The sequence below is a fragment of the Acinetobacter sp. Marseille-Q1623 genome (genome assembly GCF_902809895.1).
Lineage (GTDB): Bacteria > Pseudomonadota > Gammaproteobacteria > Pseudomonadales > Moraxellaceae > Acinetobacter > Acinetobacter piscicola_A.
The window spans coordinates 2,613,726-2,638,019 of record NZ_CADDWG010000001.1; the positions used below are offsets into that span (position 1 = coordinate 2,613,726).

The following is a 24,294-nucleotide window of genomic DNA, read 5'->3' on the forward strand; positions in this document are numbered from 1 at the left end:
GTTTCTATACGTCAAGCAAAATTAGCGACCTGTCTTTTCTTTAAGAAACTGACGCGCCAAGGCAATTTTTTCTTTCACTGGTTTTGGTACTTTAGGTGGAATCAATTTAGCCACTTGGTTAAACCAAACCAATAAGCTGAAATCACCTTCCATTTTGATGCTGCCATTTTGCATGCCTGTCATGAATGCACTTGGATCACCTTTGACTAAAGTTTTGACCCCTTGCTCACTGTCTGCAAACTGTAGAATAAAGTCAGCTTTTTCTGCATTTCCAGCAACGGATTCGATTTGACCGTTATTGACAATAATTTGACGAGCAACGCCTGTATCTGTGCCAATTTCAATACGGAATTGACGGTCATGGGTCAATTCAATAAATTTTGGACTTGTACGTGCCAGTTGTTTCATACGTAATGCTAAGCCGAGTACCAAAAGATCTAAAGGATCAGTACTTGCATCAACAATAGGTAACTTTACAACGGGTATTGAAGAAAGTTTCATGACATTTTAGCCTGTTGTTTTAATATAAAAAATCTACTCATTATCCTAGCATAACTTGTTATTTCTAAGACAAAGCTTCTAACAAAAGTATACGCAGAAAAAAGGTATATCATTCGATATACCTTTTAAATGTCTTTTATGATTATTTTATTGAACTCTAAAGTCAGTCATGCTCAGAACAGCGGCTTTTATTCATCTTCATAAACAGGCGTATGCTCAATATATTGGCGATTTTGCAATGCCTTTTGTGCCAATTTGTCTGCGCGTAACAAAACCACAATCAGTGCACTCATTGCCACAAGGATCGCTGTTAAATAACTATAAGATACCGATAATTCAAAAAAACTTTGCACATTAAACCGTATCGCCTCTAATATGCCCCAGAACACCATTCCAGCAAACATAAATCCCAACCAATGACGATAAGGAGAAAAGAACACAGTCACCAACGCTACGGCAATCAGACCAAATCCAATCAATGTTGCCCATGTCGCTGCTACCATAACAACCTCCGTCAAAATGAAGTGTCCACTTCTGAATTAAAGTGATACACCACAATTTTCATCAAGCCAATCTTTTTTCTTTGCAATTTTACCAAAGCTTATGTTGTGCATTATGGCGATTTTTTTTTAGAAGAAAATACCTGTTTTTAGGTAAAACGACATACTTTGTCGTCATATTATTTTGTCATTACATTTTTTTATTTTGTATTTTGCATGCATGCTAATCTTTGCCTGTGCTCCCGTGTCATTACAAAAAAATACAAAGCCATTTTTTGATAAAAATAACTTTTTCCTATCTGCTCAATCTATAATCTGAAGATTGAGATAATTTTTACATTCACAATAAAAAACAATATTTTTTCAATAAAAAAAGAGCAACTTTACGCTGCTCTTTTTCATCAGACTGACATATTTAAAGCCACTTAAGCACGGCTTAAATCTTTGTCATGTACACCGAGTAAATATAAAACACCATCTAAGCCGACACTTGAAATCGCTTGATTGGCATTTTGACGAACCAACGGTTTTGCACGGAAAGCAACGCCTAAACCTGCTATTGAAAGCATTGGCAAGTCATTTGCACCATCCCCTACCGCAATTGCTTGCTCAAGTGAAATACCCATTTTTTCAGCCAATTCAGTCAATAAAAGCGCCTTGCGTGCGCCATCAACAATATGACCTTTGACTTCACCTGTCACTATGCCGTCTTGCACATCTAAAATATTGGCATGCACTTCATCAATACCCAGTTTTGCTTGCAAATATTCAGCAAAATACTGGAAGCCACCAGAGAGAATAGCTGTTTTATAACCCAATGATTTTAAGGTTTTAATTAAACGCTCAGCACCTTCGGTTACAGTTAAACGTTCCGCAATTTTAGGTAAAACTGCCGCATCTAAGCCTTTCAACAAGGCGACACGAGCACGGAAACTTTGCTGAAAATCCAATTCACCTTGCATGGCACGCTCAGTAATTTCAGCCACTTGTTCACCAACACCCGCTTCGATGGCAAGTTCATCAATGACTTCTTGCTCAATTAAAGTAGAATCCATGTCAAAACAAACTAAACGGCGGTTACGACGATAAGCGTTGTCTTCTTGAACTGCGACATCGATACTCGATTCTGCAGAAAGTCGTAAACATGCTGCACGCATCGCTTGTGCATCCAACATTTGACCTTTCAAACCAAATTGGACACAAGAACGTTTAGGTTCATGATCATGTTCTTCTCTTTCAGGGCGTCCTGAAAGACGAGTGACTGTTTCAATATTAAAACCTTGACTCGACACAATATTTGTTACTGCTTGTAAATGAGCAGCCGTCAGTTCAGGCGCTAAAGCCGTCACAATATAACGGGTTCGGCCACCTTCGCTTACCCATTGATCATATTCCGCACCTGTAATTGGCTTAAATCGAACAGTGAGTCCAATATCGTGTGCTAAAATAAGGATATCTTTCATGGCTAAAGCCGTGGCGGTTTGGTCATCTGACGAAACCACAATCCCTAAAGTCAACTGGTTATGAATGACTGCCTGCCCTACATCTAATATTTGCAAAGAATGTACGGACAACACTTGCATTAATCGAGTAAACTGATTGGGTTGGTCAGGTCCTAAAAATGATATAAGAATGATTTCTCGCATGAATTGACTCGGGTCTGAGCTACAACTATTGTTAGAATCATAATCGAAATCGAATATTTTTTCTTTGGAAGTTTAAGTTGAATGCGCCAAGACAAGGGCTATTTGCTAGCCTACTCATTATAAGTTTTGCTTTACATACCTTTTTGATGGTAATTGCAACAACTCATCAACTCAATGCGAACCGCGCAAACCAAGGTCAACTCATGACCAGTCAATTGGTTGCAGATAGTCTTTCTGAGCTTGAACCTGCCAATACAGTCTCTTTAGCCCTGCTGGCAAATCGTTATGCCACGAACCCTAGTGTCGCTTCGATTCGCATTTTAGATGCGCAAAAGCAAGTACTTGCAACAAGCGGTTTAGCCAAAACACGTCAAGGTGAGGTGTTTGTACGTGATGCATTACAAAATGAGAAAAAAGTGGGTAGCATTGAAATCACCTTAATTAAACCTAGCATTGGTGAGATTTTAAGAACTCAATGGTTGGCGATTTTGGTTTCATTTATTATTCATGCTTTGATTTGGCTTGCTTATCGTGCCATTGCTCGTCCAACACGTAGTGAATTATTAGCACGTTTCAATAAAGAAGCTCGCCTAAAACATGAGATTCAACAACTTTTAGAAGCTTTAGAAGCTGAAAAAGCAGATAAAACCTTAGCCATTGCACAAGCTAAACAACAGGTAAAACCAAAACCACTAAAAGTAGAGATACCAGCTGATTTTGATCACCAACAAGCAGTAATTGCGTTAAATATCCAATACTATGATCCAAAACAGTTAATGAATACTGTTAACCAATCAGTGTCGGTACCCTATTTTAATTTATGCCAAATTTTCTTAAATAAAAGTATAGAGTTATCAGCACAACACTTTAAGCTCAACTCTAAAGACTTTGTGGTACATCAAGAGTTTAATCAACAAGGTGCTTTGCTCACTGTGGCCGCAGATAAACCAAATGCTGCACATTGTATTCTAATGATTGGATCTGTATTTCAACTTTTATCAGAGGTGTTATATAAGCGTTATCGTGAAGATAAACGTTTTGTTTTACAAACACGTTGTGCTGTAACTACCGAAGTTGAAGCTATGCAACTTGATGCCATGCAAGCCGCAGATCGTTTGACTCATCATTTAATTGCCAAAGAAATGGCACTCTATTTAAGTAATGACTTACTCAAACAGATTGGTGAAAATTATCAATTGGTGTCTATGCCAAATCCTACCAACGTACTGACACGCCATGCCTTTATGATTAATGGAATGAATGCCGAATCTGCAGAAATTGCACAAAATCTTCGCACTGAAATTTTAAAAGGTAAAAAAAGAAACGTAAGTACAGCGGTTTAAAATTCTATTTAATCAACAAATAAAAAAGCATGTTCAAAATGAATGTGCTTTTTTATGGATATTTATTTTTATAATATTCAATAATGATTTTTTGCTAAACAAATGTTGAAAGATTAAACAAATTTGCACTAAAAAGAACTGTATCTACTTTTCATTTCCCTACAGCCTTGTGTATAACTATGTTTCTCAAAGGAATGTGATAAGCATAGGCAAACTACCATAAAACACGGTAGACTATGTCACAATGAATTAAATGAAAATGTCACATAGACAGAACAAAAAGGTGAAGCTTGATGGCGCTCAATACTGTTGAAGAGCTTGTAGCAGATATTCGTGCAGGAAAAATGGTCATCCTGATGGATGATGAAGATCGTGAGAATGAAGGTGATTTGGTCATTGCTGCAACTCATGTACGTCCTGAAGACATCAACTTTATGATTACCCATGCTCGTGGATTGGTTTGTCTGACTCTAAGCCGTGACCGTTGCAAGCAATTAGACTTACCTTTAATGGTCGATAGTAATGGCGCGCAACACGGCACCAACTTTACGTTGTCCATTGAAGCTGCTGAAGGCATTACTACAGGTATTTCTGCTGCAGAACGTGCGCATACCATTCAGACGGCTGTTGCTGCACATGCCAAACCAACTGACATTGTTCAACCTGGGCATATTTTCCCGCTCATGGCGCAGCCAGGTGGCGTATTGCACCGTGCAGGACATACTGAAGCAGGTTGTGATTTGGCTCGCTTAGCTGGACTTGAACCAGCATCTGTCATTTGCGAAATTATCAATGAAGACGGTACGATGGCACGTCGTCCTGATCTTGAAGTATTTGCTGAAAAACATGGCATAAAAATGGGGACGATTGCCGATCTGATTCATTATCGTATGACCAATGAACAGACCGTTGAACATTTAGACCATCAAGAAATTGAAACCGAATACGGTACATTTAATTTGCACCGTTATCGTGAAATTGGTAATCCAGACATTCATCTTGCTTTGGTGAAAGGCGAGCCGAAAGACGGCGTAACTACAGTTCGTGTACATGGCTTTAATCCAGCTCGAGATTTGTTAAAACTCAACAAGAAAGATGGTGAGCCTGCATGGAACTTAGACAAAGCACTTAAAACCATTGCCCATAGTGAACGCGGAATTTTGGTGTGGATTGGTCAACGCCATTTGTCTGATTTAGGACCTGCGCTAGAAGCATTAAGCAAGCCAAAACCAACCAAATCCAATGCTGCACTTTCTCAACAATATCAAACCATTGGTGTCGGTGCGCAAATTTTACGTGATTTAGGTGTTGAGAAAATGAAATTGCTCAGTTCACCATTACGTTTTAACGCATTATCAGGTTTTAATTTGGAAGTGGTAGAATACGTTACCGCTGATCAAGCTTAAGCATTTTGCATATATTCAATTATTGATCTATTAAATCATCGAGGTTGCTATGGCGATTCGCCGAATTGAAGGTTTGTTACATCTCGCGAGCGAAGACCGTTACGCGATTTTAGTTGGTCGTTTTAACAGCTTTGTTGTTGAACATTTATTAGAAGGTGCAATTGATACATTGCATCGCCATGGTGTTAGCGACGATAATATCACTGTCGTTCATGCACCTGGCGCATGGGAACTACCTGTAGTCGCTAAAAAATTAGCTGCTTCTGGTAAATTCGATGCTGTAATCGCACTTGGCGCAGTGATTCGTGGGAGTACGCCACATTTTGACTTCGTTGCAGGTGAATGTGCCAAAGGTTTAGGTGTGGTTGGTCTAGAGACTGGCTTACCTGTAATCAATGGTGTATTGACTACGGACAGTATTGAACAGGCGATTGAACGCTCTGGTACAAAAGCAGGTAATAAAGGTGGTGAAGCTGCCCTTACTGCAATTGAAATGGTTAACCTGTTAAAGGCAATTTAAAGCATGTCGCAAACACTCCAAGCTACTTATGCAGCAAAACGTAAAGCACGTCGTTTTGCTGTACAAGGGATTTATGAATGGCAAATGAGCCACAACCCTGTGCATGAAATCGAAGCACGTACGCGTGCTGACAATGCGATGCATAAAGTGGATCTCAGCTATTATCATGAGTTGCTCACAGCCGTGATCGCAAACCATGAGGCATTGGATGCTTTACTTATTCCAGTTCTCGATCGTGAGATCGAGGCATTGGATGGCGTTGAACTTGCAACATTACGTTTAGGCGCATATGAACTCAAAGATCATCTTGAAGTTCCATATCGTGTTGTTTTAGACGAAGCAATTGAACTTGCAAAACACTTTGGTGGTGCAGACAGTCATAAATACATCAATGGTGTATTAGACCGTTTAGCAACAAGCCTGCGTGAAGCAGAAAAGCAACAAGCAAAATAACTTGTGGTTATGGCTGAGTTCTCAATTATCGATACCTATTTTAACCGTCAATCTACGGATGTAGATTTAGGTGTCGGTGATGACTCAGCACTGCTTTCTCCTCCATGTAATCAACAATTAGTGATTTGTACAGACACACTGGTTGCAGGTCGGCATTTTCCTTTAGACACTTCTCCTCATGCCATAGGCTGGAAATCTGTTGCTGTCAATTTATCTGACCTTGCTGCAATGGGTGCAAAACCGCATAGTATTCTGCTCGCATTGAGCCTACCCCAAATTGATCATGCTTGGCTCAAAGATTTTAGTCAGGGTTTATATGATTGTTGCGATCAATTTGGTGTACGTTTAATCGGTGGTGACACCACACAAAGTCCACATCTCACCATTACAGTTACTGCACTCGGCTGGATTGAGACAGGTCAAGCCGTGACGCGTTCAGGTGCGCAAGTCGATGATCTTGTCGTAGTCAGTGGTACTGTGGGCGATGCTGCATTTGCACTCGAGCATTTAGGGCATCCCTTACAACAACGTTTGGACTACCCCACCCCCCGCTGCGAACTGGGGATGCTGTTAAAAAATCTTGCACATAGCATGCTTGATATCTCTGATGGTTTGGCACAAGATTTAGGACATATTCTGGATGCATCAGGTGTTGGCGCAAGCTTAAACTTAGACCAACTCCCTATAAATGCAGCACTTTACAGCTTGGCCTTAGAAAAACAGTGGGAATATGCGCTTTCGGGTGGCGATGACTATGAGTTATGCTTTACAATAAGTCAGCAAAACTATCAAAAACTTTTGCAATTACAACCCAATGTTAAGACTACAATCATCGGGAAAATTAAGGCACAACACGGACTCACATTTGAAAAAGATGGCTTAGATCATCCTCTTCACTTTCATGGATATCAACACTTTGCATAAACCTCCTATTATCTTTAAAGAGATGACTTGGTCTGAACGCTTTATTGTGTTCTGCGGTGTTGGTTTTGGCTCAGGCCTAGCCCCCAAAGCACCCGGTACTTTCGGTTCAGCCTTTGCCTTATTATTCATTCCTCTTTGGCTTATGCTTGGCTTTTATGCTTCTGTAGCTGTCATCATTCTCATGTCATTCATTGGTATTTATATTTGTGGGCAAACTGCAAAGATTATTCACGTGCATGATGATGGACGCATTGTTTGGGATGAATTTGCAGGGCAATCAATTACTTTTCTTCCTCTGATTTATTTAGGGGAAATGAATTGGTTATGGGCATTGATTGGTTTTGCTTTATTCCGTTTGTTTGATGTGTGGAAACCTTGGCCGATTCGTGTCATTGACCAGCGAGTTGATGGCGGCTTTGGCATCATGTTTGATGACATCATTGCTGGAATTTGGGCTGCGTTGTGTATTGCGATTTATTTTTATTTTATTTGATTTAAATTTATTATCAGGTGTTATATGTCAACAACTGTAATCATTCTTGCTGCTGGTAAAGGAACACGTATGCGTTCTAGCCTACCTAAAGTATTACAACCTTTAGCTGGACGTCCTTTACTGGGTCATGTGATTGAAACAGCGAAACAGTTACAAGCAAAAAATATAATTACAATTTTTGGGCATGGTGGACATTTAGTTCAAAATGCATTTGCTGATGAAAATGTGCAATGGGTTGAACAAACTGAACAACTCGGTACAGGACATGCGGTAAAAGTCACTTTACCCGTACTTCCTACAGAAGGGATGTCTTTAATTTTGTCAGGTGATGTACCTTGTGTACAACACAGCACTTTGCAACGTCTAATTGACGCCTCTTATACATCTGGCATTGGTTTAGTCACGCTCACTTTAGATGATTCTACAGGCTATGGTCGTATTGTTCGTAAAGATGGAAAAATTCAAGCCATTGTTGAACATAAAGATGCATCTGATGAGCAACGCCAAATCAAGGAAATTAACACAGGTATTTACTGTGTCAGCAATGCTAAATTGCATGAATGGTTACCAAAACTGAGTAACGACAATGCCCAAGGTGAATATTACCTCACCGACATCGTTGCTATGGCATTGGCTGATGGCATGGAAATCGCCTCAATTCAACCTGAACTCGCTTTTGAAGTTGAAGGCGTGAATGACCGTCTACAACTTGCTGCATTAGAACGTGAATTCCAAAATCACCAAGCAAAATTGTTGATGCAACAAGGTGTGCATATTATTGATCCACAACGTTTTGACCTTCGTGGAAAACTCAAAACAGGCAATGATGTTCGTATTGATATCAATGTGATCATTGAAGGTGACTGTGAGTTTGGCGATCATGTCGAAATTGGCGCAGGTTGTATTATTAAAAATACTAAAATTGCTGCTGGCACCAAAGTTCAACCTTATAGCATTTTTGACAATGCCATTGTTGGAGAACAAGTTCAAATTGGACCATTTGCACGTTTACGCCCAGGTGCAAAATTAGCCAATGAAGTACATATTGGCAACTTTGTTGAAGTGAAAAATACGTCTATTGGTTTTGCATCTAAAGCCAATCATTTTGCTTATCTTGGTGACGCTGAAATTGGCACTGAATCCAATATTGGTGCAGGGACAATCACGTGTAACTATGACGGTGCCAACAAACATAAAACCATTATTGGTAATCATGCCTTTGTCGGTACAAATAACTCATTGGTTGCACCTGTAACGATTGGCAACGGTGCAACAACCGGTGCAGGCTCAGTGATCACGCATGATGTTGCAGACAACAGCCTTGCATTTGAACGAGCAAAACAAATTTCTAAAGAAAATTATCAGCGTCCCCAAAAGGTCAAGAAATAAGAGGATATAACTATGTGTGGTATTGTTGGTGGCGTTGCAGAACGTAGTATTACAAATATTTTAATCGAAGGTCTAAAACGCCTCGAATATCGTGGTTATGACTCTGCGGGTGTTGCACTCGTTGATCACGGTCAAATTTTACGTGAACGTCGTGTAGGTAAAGTTGCAAACCTTGAACAAGCCGTGAATGAAGCAGATATTATCGGTTCACTTGGGATTGCTCATACACGTTGGGCAACGCATGGTAAACCAACTGAAAACAATGCGCATCCGCATATTTCTGGTGATGTAGCTGTTGTTCATAATGGTATTATTGAAAATTATCAAGAACTTAAAAATAACTTAGAAGCTTTAGGTTATGTATTTACCTCACAAACAGATACTGAGGTTGTTGCTCATTTAGTCCATGAAGCACTCAAAACAATTCCAGATTTATTGAAAGCGGTAGAGAGCATCGTACCTCAACTTAAAGGTGCCTATGCCTTAGGTATTGTACATACTGCACATCCTGATGAATTGATCACAGTTCGTGAAGGTTCACCACTTGTGATTGGTGTCGGTATTGGTGAAAACTTTATTAGCTCTGATCAATTGGCATTACTTCCGATTACCAATCGCTTTATGTACCTTGAAGAAGGTGATATTGCACGTTTAACACGCAATAGCATTGAAGTATTTGTAAATGGACAGTTGGTTGAACGCCCAATTAAAGAACTAGATGCAACGGTCAGTAATGCATCAAAAGGTGAATACAAGCACTACATGCTCAAAGAAATTTATGAGCAACCCGAAGCGATTCAGCAAACCATTTCTCAAGCACTCAATGGCAATGCGCTACGTGATGATTTCTTAAAAAATGCGGAAGCGCATTTCAATACCATTCAACAAGTTCAAATCATCGCTTGTGGTACCAGTTACCATGCAGGCATGATTGCCAAATATTGGTTCGAGCAAATTATTGATTTACCTTGCCAAGTTGAAATTGCAAGTGAATTCCGCTATCGCTCACCTGTCATTGTAGGCAATACATTATATGTATGTATTTCTCAATCAGGCGAAACAGCGGATACTTTAGCCGCATTACGTGATACGCAAAAACGTGCAGCAGCGAAAAATCTATCTATTTCAACCATGACGATTTGTAACGTTGCAACATCATCAATGGTCCGTGAAACCAATCATCACTTACTTACACTTGCTGGTCCTGAAATTGGGGTTGCTTCAACAAAAGCATTTACCACTCAGCTTGCTGCGTTAATGTTGTTGATCTTAAAAATTGGTCAAGTGAAAAATTCAATTTCTGCTGAAAATATGGCGGAAATTACAACCGCTTTATGGCATACACCAAAAGTTATTTTAGATACTTTACAAGGTGACAAAGCAATTTTACGCTTGTCAGAACTCTTTAAAGAAAAACAACATTGTTTATTCTTAGGGCGCGGCACGGAGTTCCCTATTGCGCTTGAAGGTGCTTTAAAGCTCAAAGAAATTTCATATATTCATGCTGAAGGTTATGCTGCTGGCGAACTTAAACATGGTCCACTGGCTTTAGTGGATAATGATATGCCTGTGGTTATTCTCGCGCCAAACGATGATATGTTAGATAAGTTAAAATCTAATATGGAAGAAGTTCAAGCACGTGGTGGTGAACTCTTTGTCTTTGCAGATGAAAACAGTGGTATTGTAGAAAAAGATCGCCAACATGTTGTGCATATTCCAACCACAAATCATTGGTTAGCCCCTATTGTTTATAGTATTCCAGTACAGCTTTTGTCGTATCATGTTGCTGTATTACGTGGTACAGATGTCGATCAACCTCGTAACTTGGCAAAATCTGTCACTGTAGAATAATTAAGTAATAGTGAAAAATTACTCTGATATAGGCTGGATATAAACCAGCCTTTTCTTTATCAAACGAGAGAAGATATGAGCCAACTCACTTGCTTTAAAGCTTATGATATCCGTGGAAAACTCGGCACAGAACTCAATAACGATATTGCATATAAAATCGGTCGTGCTTATGGGCAAATTTATCAACCTAAAACTGTAGTTGTCGGTTGTGATGTTCGCTTAACCAGTGAAGCACTCAAACAAGCCACCATCCGTGGTTTAAATGATGCAGGTGTTGATGTTCTTGATTTAGGTATGACAGGTACAGAAGAAGTTTATTTCGGTGCTTTTCACTTAGATGTTCAAGGTGGGATTGAAATCACAGCCAGTCATAATCCGATGGATTATAATGGCATGAAATTAGTGCGTGAAAATGCACGACCAATCAGTGCAGATACTGGCTTAAAAGACATTCAAGCTTTGGCTGAAACAGAACAATTTAAAGACGTTGCCAAAAAAGGAACCACTCAAAAATATAATATTTTGCCTGAGTTCATCGAGCATTTAATTACCTATATTGATCCAAGTAAAATTCGTCCATTAAAATTAGTCATGAATGCAGGCAATGGTGCAGCAGGTCATGTTGTTGATGCTATTGAAGAAAAATTCAAACAGCTGAGTATTCCTGTTGAATTCATTAAAATTCACAATGATGCAGATGGTCACTTTCCAAATGGGATTCCTAACCCAATTTTAGTGGAAAACCGCGATAGTACCCGTAATGCTGTACTTGAACATCAGGCAGATATGGGGATCGCATGGGATGGTGACTTTGACCGCTGCTTCCTTTTTGATGAAAAAGGTCAATTTATCGAAGGCTATTATATTGTAGGTCTACTTGCCCAAGCATTTTTACTGAAACAGTCAGGCGAAAAAATTGTGCACGATCCTCGTTTAGTGTGGAATACGTTTGATATTGTTGAAAAATATCAGGGAACAGCAATTCAATCTAAATCAGGGCATGCTTTTATTAAAGATGTGATGCGTGAACATAATGCGGTTTATGGTGGAGAAATGAGTGCACACCACTATTTCCGCGATTTTTCATATTGTGACAGCGGTATGATTCCTTGGTTATTGGCAATTTCAGTGCTTTCAGAGACCCATCTATCTTTATCTACACTGGTCGAAGATATGATTGAAAAATTCCCTTGTAGTGGTGAAATCAACTTTAAAGTCGCTGATACTCAACAGACGATTCAAAAGATATTTGACTATTTTGCAGATCAAAATCCAAAAATTGACCAAACTGACGGTGTGAGTTTAGATTTTGGCGCTTGGCGTTTAAATGTTCGTGCTTCAAATACAGAGCCTTTATTACGCCTCAATATTGAAAGTCGTCAGGATAAAAATCCAAAACCAATGCAAGCTTATGTCGATGAATTAACAGATTTAATTCAAGGATAATCTGATTTTCATCAGAAATTTTGATAAAAATGGGAGCAATTAGCTCCCATTTTTAAATAGTTAGAAAATTATTTTTTATACCCTTCCGGATTTTGCTTTTGCCAATTCCAACTATCAGCAAGCATATCTTCAAGTTTATATTGCGGTTTCCAACCTAACTCTGCAACAGCACGCGCATTGTCTGCAAATGAAGTTGCAACATCTCCTTCACGACGTGGAGCAAATTCAAATGCAATAGCCACACCATTTACTTGTTCAAATGTGTTTTTGACTTCAAGTACAGATGAACCATTACCTGTACCAATATTCCATGCACGGCAGCCTTCAGCATCTAGGCGATTATTTAATGCACATAAATGTGCATTCGCTAAATCTACGACATGAATATAATCACGTACACCCGTACCATCGACCGTATCGTAGTCTTGACCAAAAATAGACAGCTTTTCACGGCGACCTACAGCGACTTGCGTTACATAAGGCATTAGATTATTAGGAATCCCTTGCGGATCTTCACCAATACGACCACTTTTATGTGCACCCACAGGATTGAAATAACGCAATAATGCAATTGACCAACGTGCATCAGCAATCGCTAATTTTTGCAGCATTTGCTCAACAATGAGTTTGGTATACCCATAATTATTGCTTGGCATACCTGTAGGCATATTTTCATTCAGCGGTGAAATATTGGCTTCATCATACACCGTTGCAGATGAACTAAAGACCAAATGAAAGACTTCAGCACGTTGCATGGCTTGAACCAAGCTAATCGAACCCGCAATATTATTATCAAAATAAGTCAATGGAATTTGCTGACTTTCACCTACAGCTTTTAAACCTGCAAAATGGATCACTGCATCAATTTGATGTGCTGCAAACACTTGATCTAAAGCAGAGGCATCCCGAATATCCCCCTCAACAAAAGTCAAACTTTTTGCTGTGAGCTCTTGCACACGGAGTAGCGCTTCTTCAGAACTGTTAGATAAATTATCGAGTACAACAACAGAATGACCCGCATTTAGTAGCTCTACACAAGTATGTGAACCGATGTATCCTGCACCACCTGTCACTAAAATGTTTGCCATAATAAAACTCTGTTATTTTTGAAGAAGGATTTTAATTAAACCTTGTGTTGATGCATCCAAGGCAGATAAGTCATGTTGCTGCTGATTTAAAATAGGCAATAATTGATTGGCAATTTCCTTACCTTTCTCAACCCCCCACTGATCAAAAGGATTAATATTCCATATCACAGATTGTACAAACACTTTATGTTCATATAAAGCAATGAGCATGCCCAAACTGTAAGGACTTAATTCTTTCATGAGAAGTGTGGTACTCGGTTGATTCCCTGTATATTGTTTATATTTAGGTAAATCGGTCAGCTCTTTTTGATCCAGTGCTTGATTACCGAAGGCCAATAAACGTGACTGTGCTAAACAATTCGATAATGCTAAATGATGTTGTTCAATCAATGCTTCTGCATTTTGAGCATAAGTAAATTGATTGGCATTGTAACGATGAACAGGTGCAATAAAATCACAGCTCACTGAATGCGTGCCTTGATGCAATAATTGATAAAAGGCATGCTGTGCATTTGGCCCCACTTCGCCCCATAAAATCGGACAAGTATCATATTCTACCTGTTCATTATTACGCTGAATGGATTTCCCATTCGATTCCATTTCTAATTGTTGTAAATAAGCTGCAAAGTATTTTAAACGCCCATCATAGGGCAACACAGCATGGGTCTGGATGTTTAAAAAGTTATTATTCCAAACACCAAGCATACCCATCAACACAGGTAAATTTTCTGAAAATTCAGCATTTTGGAAATGCTCGTCGATCGCATACGCACCCGCAAGGAGTTGTTTAAAACTATCTACACCAATCGTCAATGCAATCGGTAAACCAATGCATGACCACAGCGAATAACGACCACCCACCCAATCCCACAGCAGCAACTGATTCTCAGGCGCGATCCCCCATGCCGTCATTTTTTCAGGTTTGGTCGAAACACCAATAAAGTGATTTTTTAAAACTCCTTCACACTGCCCTAAAGACTTTTCTAACCATTGGCGTACCGTTTGTGCATTCGATAATGTATCGATCGTACCAAAAGACTTGGAAGAAATAATAAATAACGTCGTTTCAGGACGTAACTGATGCAACAGTTCTGAAAGCTGACTGCCATCCATGGTTGAAACAAAATGAACATGCAGAGGCTTGGTCGTATGTACCTGATAATCAGATAGTGCATGTGTAACCATTAAAGGTCCTAAATCTGAGCCACCTACACCAATATTCACCACATCTTGGATTACTTCACCGGTTACTCCACGATATTGTCCCGCATGAATTTTTTCAACAATGCGATACATGCGCTCTAACTGTTCATGTACAGCCTGTACAATTTTACTATTTTTTTTATTTTCAGATGGTTGTCGCAAAGCCCAATGCATTGCAGCACGCTGCTCTGTATAATTAATCGGCTCTTCCGAAAATAAACGCTGAATCCATTGCGCTAATTTTTTTGATTCAGCAAATTGTATTAAATTTTTAAAAATCGCCTGATCAATGCGATGCTTACTGAAATCAAAAGTTAAATCTTGATACTGTACAGAATACTGTTCGAAACGCTGTGTTTCTTTTTCAAACAATTCATTTAAATGGATATTTTTTTGTGCTTCAGCCAATTCGCTCAGTTGTTCTTTAAGCTCTGTCACTACAGAAAATTGTTCAATATGACTCATGAACGCCCTACTCCTTGGTATGCAAAGCCTTGTGATTTCACATAAGCGGGATCATAAATATTACGACCATCTAAAATCAAAGGATGCCGCATTTTCTGCTTGAGTTGCAGGTAATCTGGACTCCAATATTGCGCCCAAGCGGTCATTAAACACAGTGCATCTGCATGCTCAACGGCTTGGTATTGATCTTCACATAAAATCAGATCAGCACGCATGCCATACATATTTTCAATTTCTTTTAATGCTTGCGGGTCATGTAATTTTACGATTACACCTTGTGCCCATAAAGCTTGTAGCATCGCATGAATCGGTGCATTTTGAATACTTGAGGTATTTTCTTTAAAAGAAGCACCCCAAATAGCAACTGTTTTGCCTTTTAAATGGCTATGGTAATAATTCCATAACTTTCTAAATAAAACTTCTTTTTGTTGCTCGTTAATTGCCCAGACTTGTTCCAATAAATGACTATGAACCCCCATATCCGCCACAGTATTCGACAAGGTTAAGATATCATGCGAAAAATTCTCACCACCAAAACCTGCACCGGGGGATAAGTACGTCGCCCCAATGCGCGTATCAGCGGCTAAGCCTTGACGTACATTACTAATATCTATACCCAACTTTTCAGAGACGACAGCCAAGTCATTCATATAACTAATACGTGTTGCCAACATGCCCGAAATACTGAGTTTGGTAAATTCAGCATCTAAAATTGGCATAAATAAAAATTGATGTTGTAGCTGAAAAATAGGACGGAGTAATTCAGACATCAGATTTTGAGTTTCTTCTTGCTCCACACCCACAATCACTTGTTTAAGCTGCGTAAAACTCTGAATTGCATTACCTTCTTGAATGACATCAGGTAAATATGCCCAATAATCCTGAGATAAAATACTTTTTAATTTTTCAGTGCCCTGCAACCCAAAGGTTGAACCATTAATCATTAATTTAGGATGAATGAACGGAGATAAGCTAATCTTTTTTGCAATATTTAAAGCAATATCAACTTCTGTCGGTGTAAATGAAAATAAATAAACATCTTGATCTAAATTCAGTTGATCTACATCAACAATATTTAAAAAACCAAGCTGAGCTTGGCGTTCAATCAACTGGTTGACTTGCTCATCCTGATAATTCAGTGTTTTTTGTGAATTTAAACACCACGAGACTTGATGACCAAATTCAGCCATCAAACCTGCCAGTACGCCTGCTTGTAAAGTCGTACCAAAAACACTAATTTTCATTAATCACCTAATTTTGAATCTTTATAAATCTAATTCTTGAATGAGCTGTTTGAACTCTGCACCCAATTTTGGATGTTCAATGCCATAGTGTAATACAGCTTTTAAATAACCAATTTTACTGCCACAGTCAAAGGTTTGACCTTTCATACGATAAGCTTCAACGGTTGCTGTATTTTGTAATGCAGCAATCGCATCGGTCAACTGAATCTCATTACCTGCACCTTTGGGTGTATTTGCTAAAAGTTGCATAATTTCAGCAGGTAAAACATAACGCCCCACAACCGATAAATTTGAAGGTGCAGTACCTACTGCAGGTTTTTCTACAATCCCTTGCATTATGATGCTTTCACCTTCATTCGGTGATTGAGCAACATCAACAATACCGTATTGATCGACTAAATGATCAGGCACAGCTTCAACCATAATCTGTGACGCATTTGATACTTCAAAACGCTCAATCATTAAAGCCAGATCATTCTTTGTATCTGCATCTTTCACTAATACATCAGGTAATAAAACGGCAAAAGGTTCATTTCCAACAATATCTTTAGCACACAGTACAGCATGTCCTAAACCTAAAGGTTGAGGTTGACGCACGCTCACAACACTGACATTTTTAGGCAAAATATCGGTAATTTCTTTGAGTAAATCAAATTTCTTTTTATTTTCTAAGGTCGTTTCTAACTCAAAATTACGATCAAAATAATTTTCAATGGATGCTTTAGATGAGTGTGTTACAAGAATAATTTGTTCGATTCCTGCAGCAACCGCCTCTTTTACGACATATTCAATCGCAGGACGGTCTACCACTGTGACCATTTCTTTAGGAATAGACTTACTTGCAGGTAAGAAACGTGTGCCTAAACCTGCCACAGGGAGAATTGCTTTTTTGATCATAATTTAATTAACTAACGCTTTTAAATTTACTGATGAGAGTGTGGTTTGGTATTTGTTGAAGTGTTGTTACCAGAAAATCGTTCTGCACCCACTTCTTGGTCAGGTGCATTAATACCTTCTTTCTTCAGCATCACTTCAACTGTTTTAAACATAATTTTAAAATCAAGTAAAGTAGATTGTTTTTCAACATATTCTACATCTAAATCAAATTTTTCTTCCCAAGACAAATTATTACGACCGCTGACTTGAGCCAGCCCTGTCATCCCTGGTTTTACCTCATGGCGACGCATTTGATGAGGTGTGTAGTGATCTAGAAATTCTTTCATTTGTGGACGAGGACCCACAATACTCATATCACCTTTCAGTACATTAATAAGTTGAGGCATCTCGTCTAAACTTGTAGAACGCAATTTTTGCCCAAATGGTGTAATACGTTGATCATCAGGTAAAGGATGACCATCTTTATCAAACGCATCCTTCATTGAACGAAATTTAATCATTTTAAATAATTGACCATCTTTACCTGGGCGTTCTTGATAAAAGAAAATTGGAGAGCCTAGATTTTTACGAACTTTATTTGCCACTAATAGAAAAATAGGTGACAAAATGATTAATGCAATCAAAGAAATAATAATATCAACTAAGCGCTTCATTCACTCTTACATCCTATAAATATAATTAGTCTTAGCTATCTAAGTTTAATTAATAATTCAATCAAAAAAATTAAAGTTGCATTTCCGTTATCATATGATCATTGACTTTAATGACATCATACTTATCAACTGCCATATTTCTAGAGTTAAGACCCATTACATTCATTAGTTCGGGATGCTCTATGAATTTTAGCATTGCTGATACCAATGCATCAACAGATTGTACGTCTACCAAAAAACCATTTATATTGTCCACAACAGTTTCTTTACAGCCTGGAGCATTTGTTGTGATCACACTACGCCCCATTGACATCGCCTCTAAAGTAGATCTTGGCACACCTTCTCTATAAGATGGTAAAACAAAAATATTACTCTGAACAATAGCACTTCTTACATCTGACAACTTACCAAGATAATTGATTACTTTAGCATTCACAACAACATCTAAATCATCTTTAGATATCGCGGTAGGATTTTCATCAAGCCCTCCGGCTAAATTAAAAATAACCTCTGGATATTGTTTTTTAATTATTTTTGCAGCCTCAAAATATTCACGAATTCCTTTATCTTTTAGTAGTCGTGCAACCATTAAAAAACTAATTTCAAATTGTCCATTTTCATTTTTATTAAGAGGCGCATGGTAGTAATATTCTGTATTTACTCCAGAACCATTCACAACAACGGAAGGGATATTTGAAGTTAAAATTCCTAACTTTGTTAATAAAGCTTGATCATCTGTATTTTGAAAAAAAACTTTCGTGGTTTTCTTCAACGCTATTTTATATAAATTATTAATAATTTGGGTAATTAAACCTGATTTTTTTGCATCGGCATGATCTTGAAAGGCAAAACCTAGACCACTAATTAAAGCAAATTTTTTCGGTACTTGTGCTAAATAAGCGGCTATAGTTCCATAAATCACAGGCTTAATCGTATAGCTTAATACTATATCCGCTTGAATACTTTTCAAGATTTGATAAATATTCAGTAAAGTTGTGAAATCTGAAATTGGATTTGTTCCAGTTCGACTTAATTTAATTTCATGTAAAATAAAACCTCTATTTTCCAAAAAATCTTTATCTGCTGTAAAATTTAAAAAATCTGGCGCAAGGATATGAACTTCATACCCTTTCTTTTGAATATCCAACAATAAATCACAACGAAAATTTTTAACAGAAGTTAAATTATTTGAAACTAGAACAAATTTCATTTTTAACCTTTTAAATTCTTAACATACCACGGCATTGCTTTTTCTATACCTTCATGAATTAAATATTCAGGCTCATAGCCTAATCGTATTTTAATCTTACTAATGTCTGCCTGTGAATGCATCACATCACCTGGACGAAAATCTCTGTATACCGCTTCCTTATGATACGCAACACCATTTTTTTGTAATGTATCTTGTAACATGCTATATAACGTTTTTAAATCTGTACGTCCACCAACTGCAACATTGTAAATCTGATTCAATGAATCTTCATGAATGGCTGTTGCTGCTAAAATATTTGCCTGAACTGCATTTTCAATAAAGTTAAAATCACGACTAGTTGTACCATCACCGTTAATGAAAACAGTATCATCTTGGATCATTGCACTCGTCCATTTTGGAATAACTGCTGCATACGCTCCTGTAGGCGTTTGACGTTTTCCAAAAATATTAAAGTAACGTAACCCAATACTATTAAAATCATATACTCTTTTAAAAACGCTCGCATACAATTCATTGACATATTTTGTAACAGCATACGGAGACAATGGATTTCCAATAATATCCTCTTGCTTTGGTAAACCAGGATGATCACCATATGTAGAACTACTTGCTGCATAAGTAAAACTTTTGACACCAGCATCACGGCTAGCAACTAACATATTTACAAAACCGCTAATGTTCGCCTGATTGGTTGCAATAGGATCTTGAATTGAACGTGGTACAGAACCTAGAGCTGCCTGATGTAAAACATAATCCACACCTAAACAAGCTTGTTTACAGTCATCTAAATGACAGATATCACCTTTATGAAAGGTAAAATTTTCCCATTGCTCAGGTGCAACACTCTGTTTTACTTCATCTAGGTTTTCTTGAAATCCTGTAGAAAAATTATCTAGTCCAATAACTTTTTGATTTAATAATAATAATTTTTCTAAAAGATTTGAGCCAACAAAACCCGCAACACCCGTTACAAGCCATACTTTCGGATTACTTAATAATTCTTCGCATACTTCATAATATTTTGACATTATACTTTCCTCAACTATCAACTTTTATAAACTTTTAACCACTGTGTTACCATCGCATCTAAAGAATAATGATCAACCACACGCTGTCTGTTTATTTTACCAATTTGACCACAGTCTAGGTCATTTAATTGCATCACATGAAGCATTTTTTCTGCTAGCTTTATTGGATTTTGAGGTTCAACAAGAAAATCTGCTGCCCCTAAAACTTCTTTAACACCACCACAGTCCGTTGCAATTACTACTCTTTCTGTCGCCATTGCTTCTGCAATAACTAAACCAAAACCTTCCCATGCCGACGATAAAACAAAAAAATCGGCCATACTCAATAATTGAGGAATATCATGTCGAATGCCTAATAAAATAATCTGATCAGATAAATGTGTATCAATAATTAAATTTTCTATTGATCGTCTAAGCTCACCATCTCCAATAATCAATAATTTAGATTCAACATTACTTTTTTCCCTAAATAAATTAAAAGCATTGATTAAATTTGGATAGTCTTTAGCTTCATTAAAACGACCGATCGCAATAAAAACTTTTTCATTATCTGCTATTTTAAATTGTGTTCTATAGGCTATTCGATCAGCAAAATTAAAAATAAATTTTTCTGTATCAACACCATTAGTAATTGTTAATGAGTTATTTTTTTTAAAAATTTTATGTTTTATAAAATTTTCAGTTGCTTCATAACTTACATTGGTATTTATATCTGAACAACGGTCGGTCATTTTATAGATCAATGCGCGAAACTTCCCCCCAAAAGCTTTACTATGAGCAGTACAAATTAATTTTTTAATTGGTGTCATAATTCTTAATATTCTTGCTACAACAATTGCATGAAACATATGAGCATGAACAATATCAGGTTGATCATTTAATATAATTGTTTTAATACCTTTTAATATAGAAGATAGATTAGACAAACTATCAAAGTTCAAACTCACAATTTCTACTTTATCAGACTGTGGTTTAACTAAAACTTCACCTTTTAAACAGATAATTTTTACCTCACAACCTCGTTGCACTAAACCATCCGTAAGATTAGCCAAGACATTTTCAGCCCCACCCATGCCTAGACTTGTAATTATAAATAAAATTTTCATAATTACCACCCAAAATAATGTCTTATTTGATCAGGTGATGCCTCAAATATCATATATTGTCCACCTGTTAACCATACATACCCATAAGTAAGAAATATAAATAAAATTACTATTAAATCAACAGGACGAAATTTATTTACAAGTAATAAGATAAATGCAGGAAAAATAGATTCCAATAACCGTGCAGATACACTTGAATTTGCAAAAAAATAAAAAATCATAAACAATAAGAAACCTTGTAAAACAAAATTATACATATACGTATATCTAGTAATACCATATTTAAAATATATATAGAGTGTCAAAGAAAAGACAACGACAAAACCCCCACCCCCTACAGCACCTGAATAAGATGAATATAATTCAGCCTGCCTAAAACCTAAATAATTACCAATCACTAAATAACTTAATGCTAAAAATAATATTAAAAGAAAATTTAAAATAAATCTTTTTATTTTATCAAAGCGACAAAAAATATAATTATCCATATAAAATAAGAAAAAAAACAGAAAAAAAGAACTGTGAATTAAAGATGCTATCAAAAATATAATTAAAATTTTATTTTTATCAGAATAATAACTTAAAGACAATAAAACCAAACAAGTAGCTAAAAACTGACGGATAGCCACAACCTCTAGATGAAGAATAGGTACTATCAATATTGAAAATATAACTCCAATAGTAAAAGTCAAAGAGTTAACAGAAAATTTATTTATCAAAAAGTAAAAAATTAAAAAACAAATTGAAACTAAAAAAACAACTAAATTTTCTGGAGATAATACATATGACAAAAGCTGATTAATTTTAAGGAAAAAATAATCATTAAATAAAACTTCCTGTAAATCACCATAGCTTTGTAATATTTTTTCTGAATTTTCAGCATAATTTAGGTAGTTGTCGCGATCCCACAAGTATTGACTAGGCAACAGTTGAACTAAATAAATTACTAATAAACCAAGTAATAAATTATAAATTTTTGATATCACGTTCAATCAAATAATTCCTTTCCAAAGAGGTAAAATATTACCAATTTCATATTTAATAACATTCATTTTACAAGCTTTTCTAAAACTTTCTTTCTGTTCATTCCCTACTAAAACTAGCTGTTGGATACGGAGTGCAAACTCATCTACATCATAAGGATTAACTAAAAATCCTGTATCAGTTGTTACTATCTCTTTAGGCCCTGTATCAATATTAAATGCAATAGTAGGTAATCCAAAGTAATGAGCTTCTATAAGTACCATGCCAAAACCCTCAACCCTAGAAGGAAGACATAAAAAAGATGACTTTTCATAATACTCTTGCACATTAGTTGTACGTGGAACAAATTTTACACTTTCAGTTAGTTTCAACCTTTGAGTTAATTGTTTTAAATTATCCAATTCTGGGCCACTACCAACAATAAACAAAGTCCATTGATTTTTTATTTTTACTTTAGACCAAGCTTCCAATAGTAAATCAAATCCTTTCTCATAATTTAAACGCCCTACAGATAATAAATTTTTAGAATTAGAATTAGAATTAGAATTAGAATTAGAATTAGAATTAAAATTAAAAGGTAAAGGATTTGATATAACTTGTATATTTTTTTTTGCTTTAGGATATTTTTCAATCCACATATTTTTATCAGTTTCAGTTAATACAATTATTTTATCACAAAAAATAGTAGATAATTTACGTCCCCAATTTCTAAATTTTGAACCTAGATTAATACTAAAATTAAAATGCTCCCAACAAATATGGTTTTTTTTCAAGCCTAACAAAGCAGGTACACTAAAAATACAAGAAATACTATCCACTACAATAAATGTATCTATTTTATTACTATTTACAAATTGGCGAATTTTCAAAATTGCATGAAAAATATTTACCTTCATAGAAACTTTCTTATCAAAAATTTTTGCAATAGTTATATTTTCATCAATATCAAATTTAATCTCACCATCCATAAATAAGCTTAAAATAGTCACATCAAATCCATCATTTGCTAATGCCGAACTAATGAGTGAAGTTACTCTTTCTGTACCACCAACCAAGCTTATATCACCAATAAAAAAACAAATTTTTTTCATTTTATTTAGTCTCGTCCTATAATTTTAGTAAAAATAGTAAAAATAGGACCAAAATTATAAAATAGAATATTCCCACGCTTTTCTAAATATTTTTTATTAACTTTAGTGCTCTTAATATTTATACGATGATATTCTTTAAAAGCAACTAAAATACCACGATGTTTTAGTAAAAAACTAACATATGCTTGTGTCAACGAAACCAAACTTGGACTATACTCTTCCTGATTTTTTATATTATTTAAATAAATATTAATCACATAATCAAAACTTTTAATATGCTTTTGAATATTTGTTTCTGACATATTCATTAAACTTCCTGTTGGATTATACCTGTATCCATATAAGATATCTGATAAGAATAAAACAGTTTTTGCGTTTGAATACAATATTGGAACAAGTGCGGCATCTTCATAGTAAATACCTACAGGAAATCTATCCCCATTCTCAAATAGAGTCCTCTTATACACATTCAACCATGGAAACCAAGCACTCTGATTAAAAACATGCTTTTTGACACTAAAACTATTTTCATGCAACCCTTTTAATTTTGCACCAACATGAAAATCATTTTTACCAAGTTGCTCTGAAAATCTAAAGCTTTTAAACTGTATAAAATCAGGTTGAAATAAGTTGATTTTTTCTTTAATTACTGCAAAATAATTAAACTCAAGAATATCATCTGAATCTAAAAAAGCAATATATTCTCCAGTTGCAACTTTTAAAGCATTATTTCTTGCAACACTTTGTCCTTGGTTAACCTGCTCAAGTACTTTAAAACAAATTTTTATTTTTTCTGGCAAAGACTCAATTATATCTTTTGCTATAATCATTGAGTCATCAGGTGTTCCAT

The 24,294-nt window shown here is 36.4% G+C and carries 23 protein-coding genes; 9 read left to right on the top strand and 14 right to left on the bottom strand.

Annotated elements, in window-relative coordinates; all coding sequences use genetic code 11:
• Nucleotides 1–21: 21 nt before the first annotated feature.
• From HUV91_RS12465 to serB, 3 genes are all read right to left on the bottom strand, one after another.
• Nucleotides 22–501: an SCP-2 sterol transfer family protein gene (locus tag HUV91_RS12465; RefSeq protein ID WP_174493548.1), complete on the bottom strand. Its 480-nt coding sequence runs from the start codon at nt 499–501 to the stop codon at nt 22–24.
• Nucleotides 502–689: 188 nt separating this feature from the next.
• Nucleotides 690–1,004 carry a ciprofloxacin tolerance protein AciT gene (aciT, locus tag HUV91_RS12470; protein ID WP_130074873.1) on the bottom strand — a complete coding sequence of 105 codons (315 nt, stop codon included), beginning with the start codon at nt 1,002–1,004 and terminating at the stop codon, nt 690–692.
• Between the two features lie 422 nt (nt 1,005–1,426).
• A complete protein-coding gene (gene serB / locus HUV91_RS12475) occupies nt 1,427–2,647 on the bottom strand; it encodes a phosphoserine phosphatase SerB (RefSeq protein ID WP_130074874.1) in 1,221 nt (406 codons plus the stop codon).
• A gap of 77 nt (nt 2,648–2,724) precedes the next feature.
• Here serB and HUV91_RS12480 point away from each other — a divergent pair, with 77 nt between their 5' ends.
• The 9 genes from HUV91_RS12480 to HUV91_RS12520 all read left to right on the top strand — a co-directional run bounded on the left by HUV91_RS12480 (nt 2,725) and on the right by HUV91_RS12520 (nt 12,472).
• Complete coding sequence (locus HUV91_RS12480; protein WP_130074875.1) at nt 2,725–3,990, top strand: hypothetical protein; 1,266 nt, start codon at nt 2,725–2,727, stop codon at nt 3,988–3,990.
• A gap of 293 nt (nt 3,991–4,283) precedes the next feature.
• Complete coding sequence (ribBA, locus tag HUV91_RS12485) at nt 4,284–5,396, top strand: bifunctional 3,4-dihydroxy-2-butanone-4-phosphate synthase/GTP cyclohydrolase II (protein ID WP_130074876.1); 1,113 nt, start codon at nt 4,284–4,286, stop codon at nt 5,394–5,396.
• 49 nt (nt 5,397–5,445) lie between these two features.
• Nucleotides 5,446–5,916: a 6,7-dimethyl-8-ribityllumazine synthase gene (gene ribE, locus HUV91_RS12490; RefSeq protein ID WP_130074877.1), complete on the top strand. Its 471-nt coding sequence runs from the start codon at nt 5,446–5,448 to the stop codon at nt 5,914–5,916.
• Between the two features lie 3 nt (nt 5,917–5,919).
• Nucleotides 5,920–6,369 (top strand): transcription antitermination factor NusB, encoded by a 450-nt coding sequence (nusB, locus tag HUV91_RS12495; protein ID WP_130074878.1) that lies wholly within the window; start codon nt 5,920–5,922, stop codon nt 6,367–6,369.
• Between the two features lie 9 nt (nt 6,370–6,378).
• Nucleotides 6,379–7,293: a thiamine-phosphate kinase gene (gene thiL / locus HUV91_RS12500; protein ID WP_174493549.1), complete on the top strand. Its 915-nt coding sequence runs from the start codon at nt 6,379–6,381 to the stop codon at nt 7,291–7,293.
• Nucleotides 7,271–7,786: a phosphatidylglycerophosphatase A gene (locus HUV91_RS12505; RefSeq protein WP_130074880.1), complete on the top strand. Its 516-nt coding sequence runs from the start codon at nt 7,271–7,273 to the stop codon at nt 7,784–7,786. The genes thiL and HUV91_RS12505 overlap by 23 nt, the downstream gene beginning before the upstream one ends.
• Nucleotides 7,787–7,810: 24 nt before the next feature.
• On the top strand, nt 7,811–9,175 hold the full coding sequence (gene glmU / locus HUV91_RS12510) for a bifunctional UDP-N-acetylglucosamine diphosphorylase/glucosamine-1-phosphate N-acetyltransferase GlmU (RefSeq protein ID WP_174493550.1): 1,365 nt from the start codon (nt 7,811–7,813) through the stop codon (nt 9,173–9,175).
• A 12-nt stretch (nt 9,176–9,187) separates the two neighbouring features.
• Nucleotides 9,188–11,026 carry a glutamine--fructose-6-phosphate transaminase (isomerizing) gene (glmS, locus tag HUV91_RS12515; RefSeq protein ID WP_174493551.1) on the top strand — a complete coding sequence of 613 codons (1,839 nt, stop codon included), beginning with the start codon at nt 9,188–9,190 and terminating at the stop codon, nt 11,024–11,026.
• Nucleotides 11,027–11,101: 75 nt separating this feature from the next.
• Nucleotides 11,102–12,472, top strand: coding sequence for a phosphomannomutase CpsG (locus tag HUV91_RS12520; protein WP_174493552.1), 1,371 nt, complete (start codon nt 11,102–11,104; stop codon nt 12,470–12,472).
• 68 nt (nt 12,473–12,540) lie between these two features.
• Here the strand turns inward: HUV91_RS12520 and galE are convergent, their stop codons facing one another.
• The 11 genes from galE to HUV91_RS12575 all read right to left on the bottom strand — a co-directional run.
• The gene (gene galE / locus HUV91_RS12525; RefSeq protein WP_174493553.1) at nt 12,541–13,560 is read right to left on the bottom strand and encodes a UDP-glucose 4-epimerase GalE; all 1,020 of its coding nucleotides are present in this window, start codon (nt 13,558–13,560) and stop codon (nt 12,541–12,543) included.
• A gap of 12 nt (nt 13,561–13,572) precedes the next feature.
• On the bottom strand, nt 13,573–15,228 hold the full coding sequence (pgi, locus tag HUV91_RS12530; protein ID WP_174493554.1) for a glucose-6-phosphate isomerase: 1,656 nt from the start codon (nt 15,226–15,228) through the stop codon (nt 13,573–13,575).
• On the bottom strand, nt 15,225–16,472 hold the full coding sequence (locus HUV91_RS12535) for a nucleotide sugar dehydrogenase (protein ID WP_174493555.1): 1,248 nt from the start codon (nt 16,470–16,472) through the stop codon (nt 15,225–15,227). Before HUV91_RS12535 ends, pgi begins: the two co-directional genes overlap by 4 nt.
• Nucleotides 16,473–16,493: 21 nt before the next feature.
• Nucleotides 16,494–17,369 carry a UTP--glucose-1-phosphate uridylyltransferase GalU gene (gene galU, locus HUV91_RS12540; protein WP_174493556.1) on the bottom strand — a complete coding sequence of 292 codons (876 nt, stop codon included), beginning with the start codon at nt 17,367–17,369 and terminating at the stop codon, nt 16,494–16,496.
• Between the two features lie 26 nt (nt 17,370–17,395).
• A complete protein-coding gene (locus HUV91_RS12545; protein WP_111860664.1) occupies nt 17,396–18,022 on the bottom strand; it encodes a sugar transferase in 627 nt (208 codons plus the stop codon).
• 70 nt (nt 18,023–18,092) lie between these two features.
• Complete coding sequence (locus tag HUV91_RS12550) at nt 18,093–19,232, bottom strand: glycosyltransferase family 4 protein (protein WP_111860663.1); 1,140 nt, start codon at nt 19,230–19,232, stop codon at nt 18,093–18,095.
• A gap of 2 nt (nt 19,233–19,234) precedes the next feature.
• Nucleotides 19,235–20,263, bottom strand: a complete 1,029-nt coding sequence (locus tag HUV91_RS12555; protein ID WP_111860662.1) for an NAD-dependent epimerase/dehydratase family protein — start codon at nt 20,261–20,263, stop codon at nt 19,235–19,237.
• A 17-nt stretch (nt 20,264–20,280) separates the two neighbouring features.
• Nucleotides 20,281–21,369 (bottom strand): glycosyltransferase, encoded by a 1,089-nt coding sequence (locus HUV91_RS12560; protein ID WP_174493557.1) that lies wholly within the window; start codon nt 21,367–21,369, stop codon nt 20,281–20,283.
• Between the two features lie 2 nt (nt 21,370–21,371).
• Nucleotides 21,372–22,355, bottom strand: coding sequence for an EpsG family protein (locus HUV91_RS12565; protein ID WP_228721872.1), 984 nt, complete (start codon nt 22,353–22,355; stop codon nt 21,372–21,374).
• 6 nt (nt 22,356–22,361) lie between these two features.
• On the bottom strand, nt 22,362–23,444 hold the full coding sequence (locus HUV91_RS12570) for a glycosyltransferase family 4 protein (protein ID WP_174493559.1): 1,083 nt from the start codon (nt 23,442–23,444) through the stop codon (nt 22,362–22,364).
• Between the two features lie 5 nt (nt 23,445–23,449).
• A partial coding sequence (locus tag HUV91_RS12575; protein ID WP_174493560.1) for a glycosyltransferase family 2 protein occupies nt 23,450–24,294 on the bottom strand: 845 nt, incomplete at its 5' end.